This window comes from Paraburkholderia sp. GAS38 (genome assembly GCF_050434965.1).
GTDB classification, from domain to species: Bacteria; Pseudomonadota; Gammaproteobacteria; order Burkholderiales; family Burkholderiaceae; genus Paraburkholderia; species Paraburkholderia phenazinium_A.
Genome location: NZ_JBNDJO010000001.1, coordinates 517,420 through 534,170 on the forward strand (window position 1 = coordinate 517,420; position 16,751 = coordinate 534,170).

A 16,751-nucleotide genomic window follows, 5' to 3' on the forward strand; every position below is an offset into this window, starting at 1 on the left:
TGCGCAAAGCTGATTTCGATACCCGGCACTTCTGCTGTCAGTGACCCGCACCTATAGTCAGACCAGCTTTCGAACGCATGCCACATCTCACGATGCAACCTGCGCGAAGCGTCCCTCACTTTCAGGAGCAGACCATGCTGACCAGAACGACCTCCCCGGCGGTTGACGACACCCCCGCCGCTACCCATGACGCCCAATACTTCGAGTACACGTCGTCCGCCAATCCGATCGGCGCGAAGCTGATCTCGCGCGTGCCGTTCCGCAATTTCCCGCCTTCGCTGTACGCAGAGGGACCCACTCGCGTCGTACCGCTCGATCTCTCCGCGGAACTGGGTTGCCCAGGCCCCGCGACCGGTCCCGGCCTGAGCGCCAATTTTCTGCGCATCGCCGCAGGCGACGCATTGACGCTCGCGCCGAACGCGACCTCGCAGGTTTGCTACGTTGTCAGCGGGAGCGGCAGCGTGACCCAGGGCACGAGCCGCTTCCCGTTCGCGCAGGGCGACTTCTTCACGCTGCCGGGCGGCGCCGACGCGGTGCTGTCCGCCGACGCAACGGCCACGCTCTACTACGTCAACGACGCACCGCTGCTCACCTATCTGGGCACGACCGGCGTGCGGGCGCGCTTTGCGCCGACGCTCTATCCGGCGGCTGAGGCGCAGGCGGAATTGCGCAAGGTCGCGGACGACGCCAACGCGGGGCGCCGCAACCGCATCAGCGTGCTGATGGGCAACGCCAACTTCCCGCAAACGCGCACCGTCACGCATGTGCTGTGGGCCATGTTCGGCATCGTGCCGCCTCACTCCATGCAAAAGCCGCACCGCCACCAGTCGATCGCACTCGACTTCATCGCCGGCTGCGCCTCCGGCGTCTATACGCTGGTCGGCACCGAACTGGACGAGAACGGCAATATCGTGCATCCGACGCGCGTGGATTGGGAAGCCGGCATGGCGTTCGTGACCCCTCCCGGATACTGGCACGCGCATTTCAACGAATCGAACCAGAACGCTTATGTGATTCCGATTCAGGATGCCGGCTTGCAGACCTGGCTGCGCACGCTCGACATCCGCTTCGCTCATTAAGGCCGAAGCAATCGCCTGCACCTGCCCCACATGTGGGCCATAAACGCGATGTTTCATCTAACCGCCAGCCGGCGGCCATTTTCGCGCCACTCCACCTTTGTATGATTGACATAACGGATGCCGAACTCCAAAGCGGCATCCGCCTCCCCTTGATCCATGCCGCAGCGGAGAATCAGATTCATGACCACAGAGTCCCAGACACCGGACACCAGCGAAGAAGATCCCGCGTCGTCACCCGAACGTCCGACGCGGCGTTCGTTCCTGACCCGCGTAGGTGCTGCCGGCGTCGCCATCGGCACCGGGCAGCTTCATTCGGTCGCACTCGCGGATACCGATGTCGCGCCCCAGGAAGCGCCGGCTGCGTCGAACGCATCAGCCGATCGTGCCACCATGCAGATCCGCTTGAATATCAACGGCACGAACTACGACCTCGATATCGATCCACGCACCACCCTCCTCGACTGCCTGCGCGAGCATGTGCACCTGACCGGCACCAAGAAGGGTTGCGATCACGGCCAGTGCGGCGCGTGTACGGTCCATGTCGACGGCAGGCGGGTGAACTCCTGCCTGAGCCTTGCCGCCACCCACGAGGGTGAGGCGATCACGACCATTGAAGGGATCGGCAAGCCGGGCGCGCTGCATCCGATGCAGGCAGCCTTCGTCGAACACGACGGCTTCCAGTGCGGGTACTGCACGTCAGGCCAGATCATGTCGGCCGTCGCCCTCCTCCACGAGCCCTACGGTCACAGCGACGACGACGTCAAGGAAGCCATGAGCGGGAATATCTGCCGCTGTGGCGCCTATTCGAACATCGTCTCCGCGATCCAGCAAATTCGTCGCAAAGTCTAAGCGGAGCCTACGCATGGAACCCTTTCAGCTCAAGCGCGCCTCCAACGTCGGACAAGCGATCGACTTCGCGCAGACCGCCGCTCACGGTGAAGCCAACGGCGCGTCGATCCGCTTCCTCGCGGGTGGGACGACACTCCTCGATCTGATGAAGCTCGACGTCGAGCGCCCCACCCAGGTGATCGACATCCATTGCCTGCCGCTCGATCAGGTCGAGACCAGCAGCGACGGCGGCGTCACAATAGGCGCCACCGTACGCAATGCCGATCTCGCCAATCATCCGCTGATCAAGCGCCACTATCCGGTGCTGTCGCAGGCGTTGCTATCCGGCGCATCGGCCCAGTTGCGCAACATGGCGACCACCGGCGGCAATCTCCTGCAGCGTACCCGTTGTGTCTACTTTCGCGACCCCGTCATGCCGTGCAACAAGCGCGAACCCGGCACGGGCTGTTCCGCGATCGACGGCTATAACCGCAACCTGGCTATCCTGGGGACCAGCGAGCACTGCATTGCGACCAACCCTTCGGACATGAGCGTCGCGATGACGGCACTCGAAGCCACGATCCACGTCGAAAGCGCGCAGGGCCAGCGAGACATCGCCATTGACGATTTCTTCCTGCTGCCGGGAAGCACGCCTCACCGCGAAACCACGCTCAATCCCGGCGAGCTCATTACCCATGTGACGCTCCCCGCGCCGGTGCCCGGCAATCGCAGTGTCTATCTCAAGCTACGCGACCGCGCGTCGTATGAATTCGCGCTGGCCTCGGCTGCCGTCGTCATGAGGGTCTCGTCGGGCAGGATCGATCACATCCGGGTCGCACTGGGCGGCGTCGGCGTCAAACCGTGGCGCTCGAAAGAGGCCGAGGCCCAGTTGCTCGGCCGGACCCCGGACGCCGCCGCGTTCCGGGCCGCAGCCGAAGCGGCGCTGCAGTCGGCGCGGGTCCAGAGTCAAAACGGCTTTAAGGTTGAACTCGCGCGGCGCTGCATCCAGCACGCACTCACACAAGCCACACAGACTGCCTGACGCAACGGTCGTGACGCGGAGAGAATATGCAATTAGCCAGCAACAAAACGCAGCCGATGATCGGCGGCGACTTCACTCGAATTGACGGACCGCTCAAAGTCAGCGGCACGGCAACCTACACCTCGGATTTCAACCTGCCGGGGATGCTTTACGCGGTGCCGGTTTGCGCCACGATCGCCAAGGGGCGCATCACCCGTCTGGACACAGCGGCGGCCGCAGGCATGCCGGGAGTCCGGGCGGTCTTCACACGCGAGAACATCGGCAAGTTCTATCGCGTCGGTTTTGCCGTCGACACCCGGATCGACGAAAAGCGCCCGCCGTTCGACGACGACAATATTTACTACTACGGCCAGTACATCGGTGTCGTCGTGGCCGATACCTTCGAACAGGCAAGCGCGGCGGTGCGAGCGGTAAAGGTAGCGTATGCATCGAGCCGTCCCGACGTCCGCAGCGAGATGTCGGCAGAGCAGACCCCGAGCGTCGACACGCAACGCGGCGACGCGGATAGCGCGTTCGCGGCCACGCCTGATGCGCAGAAGCTGGACCAGACCTACACGACGCCCATCGAAACGCACAATCCGATCGAATTGCATGCGACGGTGGCCGCGTTCGACGGCACGAACTACACCTTCTACGAAACCTCGCAATCGATCGTCAACCAGCGCCTCGTGATGGCGCAGATGCTCGGCGTGTCGCAAGACCAGGTGCGTGTGATCATGAAATACCTGGGGTCTGGATTCGGCGGCAAGCTGTTTCCGTGGTCCCACTCGTTACTCGCCGGCGCCGCGGCCCGCAACCTGATGCGGCCCGTCAAACTGGTGGTGACCCGCGAGATGATGTTTCACAACGTCGGCCACCGCACCAGCACGCAGCAACGCATGCGCCTGTCGGCAACGCCCGACGGGCGTTTCACCTCGCTCCAGCAGGACTACGTCTACCAGACCGCACGCAAGGAAACGCGTAAGGAGAACTGTGGCGAGACAACCGGCTATCTGTACAGCTCGCCTAACCTGCGTGCGACGGCGGCGTACGCACGCCGGGATGTCGCGCCCAGTACATCGATGCGCGGGCCCGGCGCCGTTCCCGGACTGTTCGCGATCGAGTCGGCGGTCGACGAACTCGCCATCCAGCTCAACATGGATCCGGTCCGCTTACGCCTGATCAACGAGCCCGCGATCGACGAAGGCCTGAACGTGCCGTTTTCTTCGCGGCACCTTAAGGAGTGCCTCACACTCGGCGCCGAACAATTCGGCTGGCCGCAACGCACGCCGGAAGTTGGCTCCATGCGTCGCGACGGCCTGGTGGTGGGCTGGGGCGTAGCGGCGGGGTCGTGGGCCGCGCGACGCCTCGCGACGGAAATCATCGTCGAACTTCATGCCGATGCAACCGCGCGCGTGTCGACCGCGACCCAGGACATCGGCACCGGAACGTATACGATCCTGGCGCAGATGGTGGCTAACCTGACGGGCATCCCGCTCGAGCGGATCGCCGTGGTGATCGGCGACACCCGCTTGCCGCCTGGACCGCTGTCCGGCGGCTCCATGGTTACCGCGTCGCTGGTTCCGGCGGTGACCCAGGCGGCGCAGACGGCGATCCAGCAGCTTCTGGTCGCCGCGGCCCAGGCGGACAATTCGCCGTTCAACGGCCAGCCGGTCACCGAACTCGCGTTCGAGCGCGGCATGGTCTACCGGAAAGGAACCTCGCCTGGCGCAGGCGTACCGTTCGAGCGGATTCTCGCGCCCGCAAAGATCAATATGGTCGTAGGAAAAGGCCACTCCGGCGCGAGCCAGGACGATGCCGACGCGGCGAAAGTATCGATTCACTCGTACTGCGCGCATTTCATCGAAGTCACCTGGCAGCCGGCGACAGCCAGGTTGCGAGTCAGCCGCGTGGTGAGTGTGATCGACGGCGGTCAGATCATCAACGCGCGCACGGCCCGCAACCAGATCGAAGGGGCTGTTGTGATGGGCGTCGGCATGGCGCTGTTCGAAGAAACGCACTACGACACGCGCACCGGTGCACCGATCAACCGCAACCTCGCCGACTATGTGATGACCACGCATGCCGATGCGCCGAAGATCGACGTGACGTTCCTCGACTATCCGGATCTCGCGTTGAATCCGCTCGGCGCGCGTGGGGTCGGGGAAATCGGCATGGCCGGGATTGCGCCTGCCATTACAGCCGCCGTATATCACGCAACCGGGGTGCGGGTACGCAATCTTCCGGTTCGTATCGAGGACCTGCTGGCTTCCCAGGTATCCGCGTAGTCCCCGGAGCGAGCCGTTTGCGGCGCGCTCGTTCTGCTAGCGGGACATGACGGGTGGCGCGTGGCACACTATCCACGTCACCCGTGAGGGGGTCGATCATGGAACGCATTTTCCTCAACCGTGCCGCAGCGGGCCGTGCGCTCGCGCGGCATCTGCGCCGCTATGCGCAGCGTGACGACGTGATCGTGCTCGCGCTGCCGCGCGGTGGCGTGCCGGTCGGTTTTGAAGTGGCCGCGGCGCTGCACGCGCCGCTCGATGTGTTGCTGGTGCGCAAGCTCGGCGTGCCGTGGCAGGCGGAACTGGCGATGGGTGCGATCGCCTCCGGCGGCGCGCTGTACGTCGATCGAAGGCTCATGCACGAGGCCGACGTCACCGAGGCGCAATTCCAGCACGCACTTGCCGACGCGCAGGGCGAACTGGCACGGCGCGACACGCTCTACCGGGAGCAACGGCCCGCGGTATCGGTGGAAGGACGGATCGCCATCGTGGTGGACGACGGCATGGCGACCGGCGCCACCCTGCTCGCGGCGCTGCGCGCGTTGCGCAGCCGCGCGCCGGCGCGGATCGTCGTCGCACTCCCAGTGGCGCCGGCGGATGGCGAACAGCGGCTCGGCGCTGCCGCCGACGAGTTCGTCTGCGCGCTGACGCCACGGGTATTTTTCAGCGTCGGTCAGTTCTACCAGGATTTCGACGAAACCACCGACGACGACGTCCGTGCCCTCCTCGCTGCCTCTTTCAGGCCGCCGCAGCCGTGAGATGCAGCGGCAGGTAGCTCTGCAAATACTCCTCGAACTCGGCCTTCACTTCCGGATGGCGCAGCGCGAACTCGACGGTCGCCTTCAGATAGCCGAGCTTGCTGCCGCAATCGAAGCGCGTGCCGAAGTAGCGATAGGCCAGCACCTGTTCCTCCGAGAGCAGCGACTGCACCGCGTCGGTCAACTGCAGTTCGCCGCCGGCACCCGGCTTCAGCGCACGGATGTGCTTGAAGATGGTCGGCATCAGCACATAGCGGCCCACCACGCCGAGATTCGACGGCGCCTTGTCCGGCGCCGGTTTTTCGATGATGCCGGACAGCTTGATCACATCCTCTTCCCACTCGCGGCCGTCCACCACGCCATAGGAGCGGCTGTCCTCGCGCGCGATGGTTTCCACGCCGATCACCGAGCTGTGATAGTGGTTGAACACGTCCACCAGTTGTTTCATCACCGGCTGCGTGCTGTGCAGCAGGTCGTCCGCGAGAATCACGGCGAACGGGCTGTCGCCCACCAGTTTCTCCGCGCACAGCACCGCATGGCCGAGGCCGAGCGCGGTCGCCTGACGCACGTAGAAACAGTCGACATTGGCCGGCTTGATGCCGCGCACCAGTTCCAGCAGTTGCTCCTTGCCGCGCGCTTCGAGTTCCGCCTCGATCTCGTACGACTTGTCGAAGTGGTCTTCAATGGCCCGCTTGCTGCGGCCGGTGACGAAGATCATCTCGGTGATGCCGGCCGCAATCGCCTCTTCCACGGCGTACTGGATCAGCGGCTTGTCGACGATGGGCAGCATTTCCTTCGGGCTTGCCTTGGTGGCCGGCAGGAACCGCGTCCCGAGACCTGCTACCGGAAACACGGCTTTGGTGACTTTCAGCATGGTATGCATTCCCACATCGGTTGATGAATGTGTGCGGTTCGCCAGAGCGGCGCCGAATGAATTTCGTTGAAGGTATCGTCGAAATCTAATTCACGTTTCGACAAAATTAAAGTTATTCGTCTGAAAAATAATCTATGAAGTCGTTGATTAACATTACACGGCGACATAGGAAACAATTACGAGCGAAGCGCGCCGGTTGCCGTAACTTTTACGGGCCGGCTAACGCATGGCAGAAGCGTCGCCGGAGACTCAGGCGGCGCCTTCCTCGTTTTCGTCGATCGGCGGCAGCTTGCCTCGTGTCATCCGGAAGCGGCCGATGGGTTCGTTGCGGAGCGCCTCACGGTAAGCCGATGCGGCGACAAGGATCAGGAGCACGGCGATGCCGGCGAGTACATGCAGGTTCATGACTCCACCTCTGGTCTGAAAAATCAGGCTCTTAAATTATCACGAAAAAATCGGCAAATAATTCCCCTGAAAACTCATTTCGCATTTCATTACAAATAGAAACATGTTTGATTTTTTCATCTGCTGAAATTCCATTTTTTATCGATTTTTTTGATCCGGCGCTGTTCTAGGATGTGCCTGCGGCGGTGGGCGCGTATTGGCGTTCGCCCGCTGTCAGCCCACTCACCCGTCTGGAAAAGGACCGCGCATGAGCGATTCAGCATTCGATGCCACCGGCGCATCTCTGCCCTTTTCGGCTCGCCCGCAGCGCGACGCGCGCGTGGACAGCGCCGGCAAGGAACACGTCATCGATGCGATGCGCGGCTTTGCCGCGCTGCTGGTCGCCTATTTTCACTGCCGCCAGGTCGCCTGGGTCGGCATGGAGAGTTTTCATCACACCGTGGGCCACGCGCTGAGTTTCAGTTCGATCATGGCTTATCTGACCATGCCGATCGCGTGGGGCTCGGCGGGCGTGCCGATCTTCTTCGTGATCAGCGGCTATTGCATTCATCGCGGCGGGGCGCTTCGTCTCGCCCAAAACCCGAACTACACGCTCGACACGGTCAATTTCTGGGCACGCCGCTTTGCACGCATCTATCCGGTCCTGCTCGCGGCGCTGCTGCTGACGTTCGCGCTCGACTGGGTCAGCTTCCAGTTGCCGCCCGTCAATCACAAGCTGCGTGAGATCGGCCTGCATGCGTTTCTGGTCAATCTGTTCTCGCTGCAAGGCGTGGCGGGCAAGACGTATGGCTCGAACGGCGCGCTATGGACGCTGTCGCTCGAAGTGCAGTTCTATGCGATCTACCCGTTGCTGTTCGCGCTGCGCCGCCGGCTGGGGATGACGCCGCTGCTCGCGCTTGTGGCGCTCGTCAATATCGTGTCGGCCTACGTGCTGGAGCGTCACGATCTGCAGTTCTTTACGTCGTACTGGTTTGCGTGGACGCTCGGCGCGTGGATCGCCGATGTGAGGGCGCGGAAGGCCGCCGACAAGGACGCGCGGCGTGCGTCGAACGGGCTGTATGCGGTCGCGGCGGTGCTGGTGGCGCTCGGTTGTGTGGCGTTCCGGTTCGGCCAGTACGGCGCGTTCCAGTTGTGGGCGCTGGGGTTTGCTTTCTACCTATATCGGGCGCTCGACCGGCGTTCGGTCGAGACACCGCTGGCGCGCGTGCTGTCGCGCTTCGGCGACTTCAGTTTCTCGCTCTATCTGATCCATCTGCCGATCTTCGTGCTGCTGTCGTCGCTGCTGTATCGCTCGGCGCTGCAACTGTCGATCTGGCCGTCGTTTGGCTTCATGCTGGTGGCGGTGCCGGTTGCTTATGTGTTCTATCGGCTGGTTGAATTGCCGGCGATGAAGTGGTCGGCGAGTCTTAAGCCTAAAAGCAAGGCCAGGGTGGCTGCGGCGCGGGCGTGAGATTCGTGGCTGCCGCCGCGTGCGTCGGTTCACGCACGTAGCGGCACAGTGGGTCGTTTTCGCGTGGCGGTGGCAGTGACGGCGGTTCGCACTGCCTACCGCGCCTTCTTGCCCCCCACCACGCCCTTCAGAATGCGCTCGACACCCGACACATAGGCGGCGGTCCCGAACCGCGCTATCGCCGTCTGATACCCGTTTCTGACGAGCCGCTCGCGCAGCGCCGTATTGCTGCGCAACTCGGCCAGCACATCGGCCAGACCATGCGCGTCACCCGGCTCGCACAGCACGCCGTTCACGCCGTCCTCGACGATTTCCAGCACGCCGCCGGCCCGCGCCGCCACCACGGGCCGCTGCGCCAGCATCCCTTCGACGATCACGCGGCCGAACGGCTCCGGTGTAATGGACGTATGCGCGACCGCGTCGACCGCACACATGCAGGCGGCAATATCGTGCTGGAAGCCGAGAAAATGCACCCGGTCACCCAGGCCATGGTTCGCGACAAACGCCCGCAATTCCACTTCGTAAGGGTCTTCGCCGAACAGCGGCGCCCCCACCAGCACGGCATGCATATGCGGATTGAGGACCATCGCCTCGAGCAGCACGTGCTGCCCCTTCCAGCGCGCGAGCCGGCTGAACGAGCCGACCAGATACGCGTCCTGCGGCAGCTTCAGACGCGCACGCAGCGTCGCGACCGGCACGTTGCGCAAGGCGTCGAACGGGGCCGCTGCGATACCGTTAAAAACGACGTCGATCTGCTTTTCGTCGAAACCGGTCAGATCGGCAAACGCGCGCGCCGATGCAGCCGAATTGGCGATCACGTGTGCAAGACCGAGTTTGGCGCACCACTTGATGATCCGCAGTTGCTTGCGGCCGAAGTGCTCGGCGCTCACGATATCGCGCAGATGCCACACCACCGGGCGCCGCGCCAGCCGTCCCGCGAGCGCGCCGATCACCATGGCGCGCTGCGTGTTCGCGTAGATCACGTCGGTATGGCGCGCGCGAGCGGCCGTGGCGCGCACCAGCGCGGCGACGCCCTTGAGCGCCTGGCCGAGCGGCGGCGTGCCACCCTGTTTGCGGACTTCGCGCAGCGCGCCGGAATCGAGGACGCGCACGTTCACGCCGGCCGTATCGAGCGCCGTGCGAAACGGTCCATCGTCGAACAGCACGACTTCGATGCGGGCCCGCAGCGCCTTCACGATCTCGAGCAGCGACAGCTCGGCGCCGCCCAGCACGCCGCTCTGATCGATCGCCAGCACGCGTGGCGCCTGAGCGGCGCCGCTGACGGCGGGTGTCGCCACATAAGGTTCATAGACCGGCAGCGACGCGCCCTGCAAGGCCGGTACGGCCGAGCGCACGTGCGCAAAGAAACGCTCGCGGAAATGCGCAGCCGAAAAACGCTCCGCGTTGGCGCGGCAATCGGCGGCGACAAAGCGGCTCGCATGGGTGTCGAATTCCTCGACGGCCGCGATGATCGATTCGGCGCGCTGTTCTTCGAAGAACATCCCGGTAGGCCGTGAGCTGGACAGATCGCGCACCGTTTCAAGCGCGCCGCCCTTGCCGTAGGCGATCACCGGCGTGCCGCACGCCTGGGCCTCGACCACCGAAATGCCGAAGTCCTCCTCGGCGGCAAACACGAACGCCTTGGCCCGCTGCATCTTGTCCTGCAGCACCTTGAACGGCTGATAGCCCATGATCTCGACATTGGGCGCCGCCTTGGCGCGAATCTTCTGCATGTCGGGACCGTCGCCGATCACGACGAGCCGTCGCTGCGGCATGCGCGCAAACGCTTCGACGATCAGGTCGATCTTCTTGTACGGCACCATCCGCGATGCGGTCAGATAAAAATCTTCCTTCTGTTCGTGGAGTACGAAGGCATCGACGTCCACCGGCGGAAAGATCACGTGCGCGTCACGCTGATACACCTTCCTGATGCGCCGCGCGATGAATTGCGAGTTGGCGACGAAGGTGTCCACCGAATTCGACGTGCGGATATCCCAGTTGCGGATGTAATGAAGAATCAGCCGCGCCAGCGCGGATTTCGGCCCATTGGTCAGTTTGGACTGCTGCAGATACTGATGCTGCAGGTCCCACGCGTAACGGATCGGCGAATGCACGTAGCTGATATGCACCTGGTCGGGACCGGTCAGCACGCCCTTGGCGACCGCGTGGCTGCTCGAGATCACCACGTCGTAGGCCGAGACGTCGAGCTGCTCGATCGCAATGGGCATCAAGGGCAAATAGGCGCGGTACTTGGTGCGGGCCTTCGGCAGCTTCTGGATGAACGACGTCGTCACCGGCTTGCCGCGCAGGAAACTACGGTCGTCGAGAAAATCCACCACGCTGAACAGGTCCGCATCCGGAAAGCAGGCCACGATCTGTTCAAGCACGCGCTCGGCGCCCGCATAGGTGACGAGCCAGTCGTGCACGATCGCCACGCGCACGTTCTTGTCCACGCGCGGCGCGCGCCGCGGCGGCGCCTGGGGTGCGGGCGGTGTGGTGAGTTCGGCCAGCGCGCTGCGCTGGCTGGGCCGCAACACGGCTTCATCAAGGACATCCTGGTTCATGCGCTCTTCCTCGGATTCAGTCGCAACAGCAGCGAACGCGCAAGATCGCGCAAAGCGGGGGTCATCGTGATCGACCATGCAACATTGGCGGCCACGACCACCGCGCCGGCTGCAATGGCCAATGACAGACTGGGCAGGAAGCTGGCCAGCCACAGGCTGAGCAGCAGAAAGGCGAGATGCGCGAGCATGTCGAGCGCAATCGGCCGGGCGCGAATCGACGACAGCCACAGCAGCACGCCATAGTCGAACAAGGCGCGGCCGGCCACGGCCACCGCCGCCCCGGTCAGCCCGTAGTAGTGAATGCCGAACCACAGCGCAGCGGCGAAGAGCGGCAATTCGAATACGCCCACCCGCGCCGCGACCGCTGGATTGACCTGCGACTGAATCATGATGCGGGTGACGTTGGCCTGCCCGACCAGCCACACCGATACGATCAGGATGCGGCCCACCGGCGCGGCGATCGTGGCGATCTCGTTGCCGACCCACAGATGCAGGAACGGCCCCAGCACGAACATCGCCACCAGGGCGACCGGCGTGAAGGCGCCGTTGAGAAATTCGAGCGACTGCTGCGTGATCAGATCCGCATGATCGCGGCCGACCGCGGACAGGCGCGGAAACAAGGTACGCACGAGCGCCGTGGGCACAATGTTCAAGCGCGTCACGAGATTCTGCGGCACGGTATAGAAGGTCACGAAACGCGCGCCGAGGCCGGTGCCGAGAAAGACCTTGTCGAGCGAGTCGGCCACCATGGTCGTGATGCTGGCAATCAGCATCCAGCCGCCGAAGTTGAACAGTCCCTTGGCCACACCGAGTTGCGGCGGCAGCATGCGGCGCAGGTTAAGCACCTTGAGCGCCGAGCGTCCCAGCAGCGCCGCAGCCAGCAGGCGCGCCACCACGGCCGCCGCGAGCACGTTCTGCAGGCTCGGCCCCAGCAGCCACGCGGCGCCTAACGGCAGCAACTGGAAGATGAAGGTGCCGATGGTCTGATTGGTGTTGTAGACGCCGAAGCGCTCCGCCCCGTTGATCGCGCCGGCGAACACCCACGAGACGTTGGCAATCGGAATCGCAATGGCGAGCCACGGCAGCGCCATATAGACCTCGTGTTGCAGCTCCGGTGACACCTTGGTGAAATAGGCGGTGTAAAGAAATGCGCCAAAATAAATAATCAGGCCGCCGATGATGCCCGTCACCAGGTTAAGCCAGGTCGCGCTCCAGAACACGCGGGCGCTTTCATCCGCGTCGTTCGAGGCCAGCGCCTTCGAGATGTGGTTCTGCGCGGCCATGCTCATGCCCAGATCGAGAATCGAGAAGTAGCCGATCAAGGTCCACACGAGAGCAATCACGCCGTAACGCTCGACGCCCAGTAGCCGGATATACGACGGCACCGTGACGAGCGAAACGAAGGTCGGCAGCACGAGACCGAAGAAATTGATCGCTACGTTCTTGAGAATGCCTTTGTCCATCGGATGCCTTTTGATTCAGAGGGTCGGCTTGGCGCGCATGGCAACGCACCGCGCCACACCGAGGAGCCTGCTACGAGTAAAGCACGTAAAAAATGCGCGCCACCTGCCATAAATCGACAGAAAAATAATTCGCAGCACGATGGATGCGGTGGCATCTCAGGTCGGGTTTCCGCCCGGGTTTCCGGTCCGCTCTCAGGCCGGTTTCCAGCGGTACATCATGACCTTGCCGCGCGCGTCTTCCTCCACGAACACCAGGTATTCGCCATCGCTGCGCCGGTAGGCGCTCACGCCGTTCGGCACGTCGACCCAGCCCGATGCCTTGCCCACCTCCGGCCCCGGCCGGATCACGCCGACTTCCTTGCCGCTGTCCTTGTCGAGGACGTGAATCGTGCCAACCGGCTCGACGGCGAATACGTATTGCCCTTCGACGGTCAGGCCGATGATCGTTTCGATCGGTTTGGCCTGGGTGTCCCACGGCAGGTTGATGACGTAACGCTGCACGGGCTTGCCGCTCGACCAGTTGTCGTAGCGCACCAGCACCCTTCCGACTTCTTTCCAGAAGCCGGCCTGGACCGCGGCATCGGCCGTGTAACCGGTCACGTAGAGCGAGTCGGTCTCGGGCACGTAGATCGCGCGGCGTAGTTCCGTGAAGGGCTGCGGCACGGGATACGTGGTCATGTCCGAGTACGAGTAGACCGGATTGCCCTTCGCATCGAGACCGCCGAAATGCAGCCGATGGATGCCCTTGATATCGCTCGTACGCCAGATGTCGCCGTGGGTGTCGACCCACCAGCCCCAGCCGCCCGCGAGCCGTGTGCCGCTGGTGTTAGGCGTGAAGTCGTCGCTGGCGAATTTGCCGTCGCCGTTCATGTCGCGCCACATCCAGTCGCCGCCGGGCGGCGCGTTCGGCACGTTGGCAACCGGCCGTTCGCGGCCCGCAATGAAGCCCGACGGAATCGCGGTTTCGCCGTCGTGCGCGCTATCGAAGCGGTAGATCTTCAGATGGTCCGCGTACATGTCCGTCAGGTAGAGGAAGGTGTGCCCCTTCAACTGACGGGCAATGGGCAGCCCCGGCCACTGGTCGGTGTGAAACACGGGGTCGTCCGGATACCTGAAGCGATTCGACAGGAATCCTACGTATTTCCAGTCCTCTCCCGGCGGCTTCGTGAGATCGAGCTGGAAGCGCTTGTTGCCGGTGTAGACGCTGTCTGGGCGCGCCGGATCGATCCACGCGCCGTCGACGAACAGCAGCCCTTGCACCTGCCAGAGTTGCTTGCCATCGGGCGCATAGCTTTCCAGCGTGGCGCCGAGCCCCGCGCCGAGCGGCGCGTAGCGCGGACCGATGCCGTTGGTGGCGACGTAGACGTTGCCGTGCGCATCGACGCCGACGCCGGTTAGTCCGTTGAAGCGCTGCGGCCCCGGCCGGCCCGCGACGCCCGAGAAGATGCCGCCGCGCTCGCCGAGCGTGCCCGAAGCCACGTAGCGATCGCCGCTCTTGCTGAAGAACAGCACTTGTTGACGCGGACCGTTGTCGGCGATCAGCACGCGGCCGTGGGCGTCGAGCGCGATGTCGACCGGCACCGCGTCCGGCGGCAGCGGCAGCGTGTCGGCGAGCAACTGGCCGCTCGCGGAGTAATGCGCGACGCGCGGCGTGCTGTCGGTGAGCGTGCCCGTCAATACCCACAGCGAGCCGTCGGGCGCCAGCGCGATACGTCCCGGCTCGTGCACGCTCCACGCCGTTTTTTTCTGCATCGATTCGGCGTCGTAGACCTCAATGCGGTTTTGCGTGGTGTTGGACGCGTATAGCGTGGTGTCATTAGCGGCCAGCCCGTCGATGTCGGCGCGGGCGCCGGCGGCCACTTCGTTCGTCATCAGAAAGCCGGCGGCCAGTTGCGCGTGCGGGTCGACCGCCCCATTGGCCGCGCTCGAGGCGGGCTGAAACAGCGCGCTGAGTTTCGGATCTTCGATCTTGCGCCGAGAAATGCCGAACCACTGCTTGCCCTTTTGCGGCCAGATGCCCTGCCCGACCAGATGGCCCTTCTCATTGCCAACCGATACGGCCATGAACACATAGCGGCGATTGATCGCGATCGCATTGCCGCCGCCTGTGCCCCAGCCGTGCGTGCCGCCGGCAAAGCCGAGCATCTTGCCATTCTGATACGTGCTGGCTTCGGCGCCGCTTTCGTCCCATGGTGCGTTGGTGTAGACCTTGCCGTCAGGGGCGACGGCGATCGCGGTGATATTGATCTGCGTCCATGTGCCGTCGCCGAAACCGAAGGTGTTACCGATCCATGAGGTCTTCGCGTTCAGCACCGTTTCGGCCGAGGCAGCGAGCGCTGTAAGGCATAGCAGCGCAGCGAGCAGTTTCGCGAAGATGAGACGGACCAAGGTGTTCCTCCAGTCAAGGCCGTGCGGCGGCGAGCGGCGCGCACGAGCGGGCGTTGTCCCATGAAATGATGGCCGGGACGGCACATGGGGCGCGTAAAGCGCAACGGCGGCGCACGCATCCGGCGCCTGTTACCGGTTCACATTACGCGGGAAATCCGTCGCGACGAAATTCGAAAATAATTCAAAAATATTCATTCATTAATGCGGGAATAAATATTCGATTTAAAAAATATTGCCTTGGAGTCGCGCCGCTGCAACGGTCCGGAGGCAGCCTGCCGTTGAGATCTCTTATGACCGGCTACAGCACGTGTGGCGCGCCACGAATATGTCGCCGCGATGACTTCAGCAGTTAATTTTCCCGCCGCGTTCACGCCGCAATCTATTTCTTCATTTCATTCCCGTTTTTTCATCAATTTCTTTTCCCTAGAATGAATTCCACTTCCGTTGGGCCCGCCATGAGGAGCTGGCGCGATGCACGACGGAATGCCCATGCCGCAGCGCGTTCGCTTGCCGGCCCACCCGATGCCCACCATGGACGGTTCATGACAGCCAGTGCCTTGCCTGCCCCGCCTTCTCACTCACGCCGCATCGTGCAGCTCGACGGCTTGCGCGCGATTGCCGTGCTGGCGGTGTTTGCGCAGCACGCGCTGAAGGCGCCGCTGTGGATGGGCGTCGATCTGTTCTTCGTCCTGAGCGGTTTTCTGATCACCGGCATCCTGCTGGAGCGCAAGGCGCGTCAACAATCGTATTTCGGCTATTTCTATGCACGCCGGGCGCGCCGTATCCTGCCGCCGTATTTGCTGCTGATGGCGGTGTCGTCGGTGCTGTTTGGCTTCGGCTGGGCGAAGCATTGGGAGTGGTATGCGTTCTTCGCCACCAACATCGGCGATGCGCTCGGCCAGAGCGGCCATGACAGCCTGAACGTGCTGTGGTCGCTGGCCGTCGAGGAGCAGTTCTACATTGTCTGGCCGTTTGTGATCCTGCTGCTGCCCGAACGCGTGCTTGCTTGGGTCGCCGCCGCGCTGATTCTCGTCGTGCCCGTGCTGCGCGCCGTCGCGACGCCGTGGTTCGATTCGTTCTGGCCCATCTACTACCTGACGCCGTTCCGTATGGATCTGCTGTCGGCCGGTGCATTGCTTGCCGTGGCCGTGCGGCGCAATCCCAATGCGTTGCAACCGTTCCGGCCGCTTGCGCTCGCGGGCTGCGTCGCCGCGCTGGCCGTGCTGGCATGGCTGCATCTTCACTATCCGCGCTTTCGCGCCGAAAACACGCCGCTCTCGAATGCGGCGCTGTATAGCGTTTCGTTGGTGCTGTGCACATCGCTCGTGGTCATCGCCTTGCAGAGCCAGGGCATCGTCAAGCGGCTGTTGTGCAATCCGGTGCTGGTTTATATCGGCACGATCAGCTACACGATTTATCTGATTCACCTGAGCGTCCTCTACACGTTGTGGCCGCTGCATATGAACCGCTTTGTGACGGCCGCCCTTGCGCTGGCCATCACGCTTGCGTATGCGAGCCTCACGTGGTTTGCATTCGAGCGGCGCCTGATTCATGGGCCGGCAGCGAGTTCGGGACGCTCTACGACGTCGTTGAACGGTGCGTCGTCCCAAGCACCGCAGCCGCGCGCATGAGCCTC

At 63.5% G+C, this 16,751-nt stretch carries 13 protein-coding genes; 7 read left to right on the plus strand and 6 right to left on the minus strand.

What is annotated here, in order from left to right:
• Positions 1–134 precede the first annotated feature (134 nt).
• Positions 135–1,079: a cupin gene (locus P3T42_RS02185; RefSeq protein WP_429305056.1), complete on the plus strand. Its 945-nt coding sequence runs from the start codon at positions 135–137 to the stop codon at positions 1,077–1,079.
• 53 nt (positions 1,080–1,132) lie between these two features.
• On the opposite strand, the gene P3T42_RS02190 is transcribed toward P3T42_RS02185, so the two are convergent.
• Positions 1,133–1,261: a hypothetical protein gene (locus tag P3T42_RS02190; protein ID WP_429305057.1), complete on the minus strand. Its 129-nt coding sequence runs from the start codon at positions 1,259–1,261 to the stop codon at positions 1,133–1,135.
• Here P3T42_RS02190 and P3T42_RS02195 point away from each other — a divergent pair.
• The 4 genes from P3T42_RS02195 to P3T42_RS02210 all read left to right on the plus strand — a co-directional run bounded on the left by P3T42_RS02195 (position 1,260) and on the right by P3T42_RS02210 (position 5,971).
• Positions 1,260–1,928 (plus strand): (2Fe-2S)-binding protein, encoded by a 669-nt coding sequence (locus P3T42_RS02195; RefSeq protein WP_429305058.1) that lies wholly within the window; start codon positions 1,260–1,262, stop codon positions 1,926–1,928. The two genes, P3T42_RS02190 and P3T42_RS02195, sit on opposite strands and share 2 nt — an antisense overlap.
• A 13-nt stretch (positions 1,929–1,941) precedes the next feature.
• Positions 1,942–2,949 (plus strand): FAD binding domain-containing protein, encoded by a 1,008-nt coding sequence (locus tag P3T42_RS02200; protein ID WP_429305059.1) that lies wholly within the window; start codon positions 1,942–1,944, stop codon positions 2,947–2,949.
• Positions 2,950–2,975: 26 nt separating this feature from the next.
• Positions 2,976–5,216: a xanthine dehydrogenase family protein molybdopterin-binding subunit gene (locus P3T42_RS02205; protein ID WP_429305060.1), complete on the plus strand. Its 2,241-nt coding sequence runs from the start codon at positions 2,976–2,978 to the stop codon at positions 5,214–5,216.
• 98 nt (positions 5,217–5,314) lie between these two features.
• Complete coding sequence (locus tag P3T42_RS02210) at positions 5,315–5,971, plus strand: phosphoribosyltransferase (RefSeq protein ID WP_429305061.1); 657 nt, start codon at positions 5,315–5,317, stop codon at positions 5,969–5,971.
• On the opposite strand, the gene galU is transcribed toward P3T42_RS02210, so the two are convergent.
• A complete protein-coding gene (gene galU, locus P3T42_RS02215; protein WP_074301606.1) occupies positions 5,952–6,845 on the minus strand; it encodes a UTP--glucose-1-phosphate uridylyltransferase GalU in 894 nt (297 codons plus the stop codon). The two genes, P3T42_RS02210 and galU, sit on opposite strands and share 20 nt — an antisense overlap.
• A gap of 249 nt (positions 6,846–7,094) precedes the next feature.
• Complete coding sequence (locus P3T42_RS02220; RefSeq protein WP_171991691.1) at positions 7,095–7,250, minus strand: hypothetical protein; 156 nt, start codon at positions 7,248–7,250, stop codon at positions 7,095–7,097.
• 247 nt (positions 7,251–7,497) lie between these two features.
• Here P3T42_RS02220 and P3T42_RS02225 point away from each other — a divergent pair, with 247 nt between their 5' ends.
• Complete coding sequence (locus P3T42_RS02225) at positions 7,498–8,700, plus strand: acyltransferase family protein (RefSeq protein WP_429305062.1); 1,203 nt, start codon at positions 7,498–7,500, stop codon at positions 8,698–8,700.
• A 95-nt stretch (positions 8,701–8,795) separates the two neighbouring features.
• On the opposite strand, the gene P3T42_RS02230 is transcribed toward P3T42_RS02225, so the two are convergent.
• The 3 genes from P3T42_RS02230 to P3T42_RS02240 all read right to left on the minus strand — a co-directional run bounded on the left by P3T42_RS02230 (position 8,796) and on the right by P3T42_RS02240 (position 15,115).
• A complete protein-coding gene (locus tag P3T42_RS02230; protein WP_429305063.1) occupies positions 8,796–11,264 on the minus strand; it encodes a glycosyltransferase family 4 protein in 2,469 nt (822 codons plus the stop codon).
• Entirely contained in the window at positions 11,261–12,727 is a 1,467-nt protein-coding gene (locus P3T42_RS02235; protein ID WP_429305064.1) for an oligosaccharide flippase family protein, read from the minus strand. The genes P3T42_RS02230 and P3T42_RS02235 overlap by 4 nt, the downstream gene beginning before the upstream one ends.
• 192 nt (positions 12,728–12,919) lie before the next feature.
• Positions 12,920–15,115 (minus strand): hypothetical protein, encoded by a 2,196-nt coding sequence (locus tag P3T42_RS02240; RefSeq protein WP_429305065.1) that lies wholly within the window; start codon positions 15,113–15,115, stop codon positions 12,920–12,922.
• 542 nt (positions 15,116–15,657) lie between these two features.
• On the opposite strand from P3T42_RS02240, the gene P3T42_RS02245 reads away from it, so the two are divergent.
• The gene (locus P3T42_RS02245) at positions 15,658–16,746 is read left to right on the plus strand and encodes an acyltransferase family protein (protein ID WP_429305066.1); all 1,089 of its coding nucleotides are present in this window, start codon (positions 15,658–15,660) and stop codon (positions 16,744–16,746) included.
• The last annotated feature ends 5 nt before the right edge of the window (positions 16,747–16,751 follow it).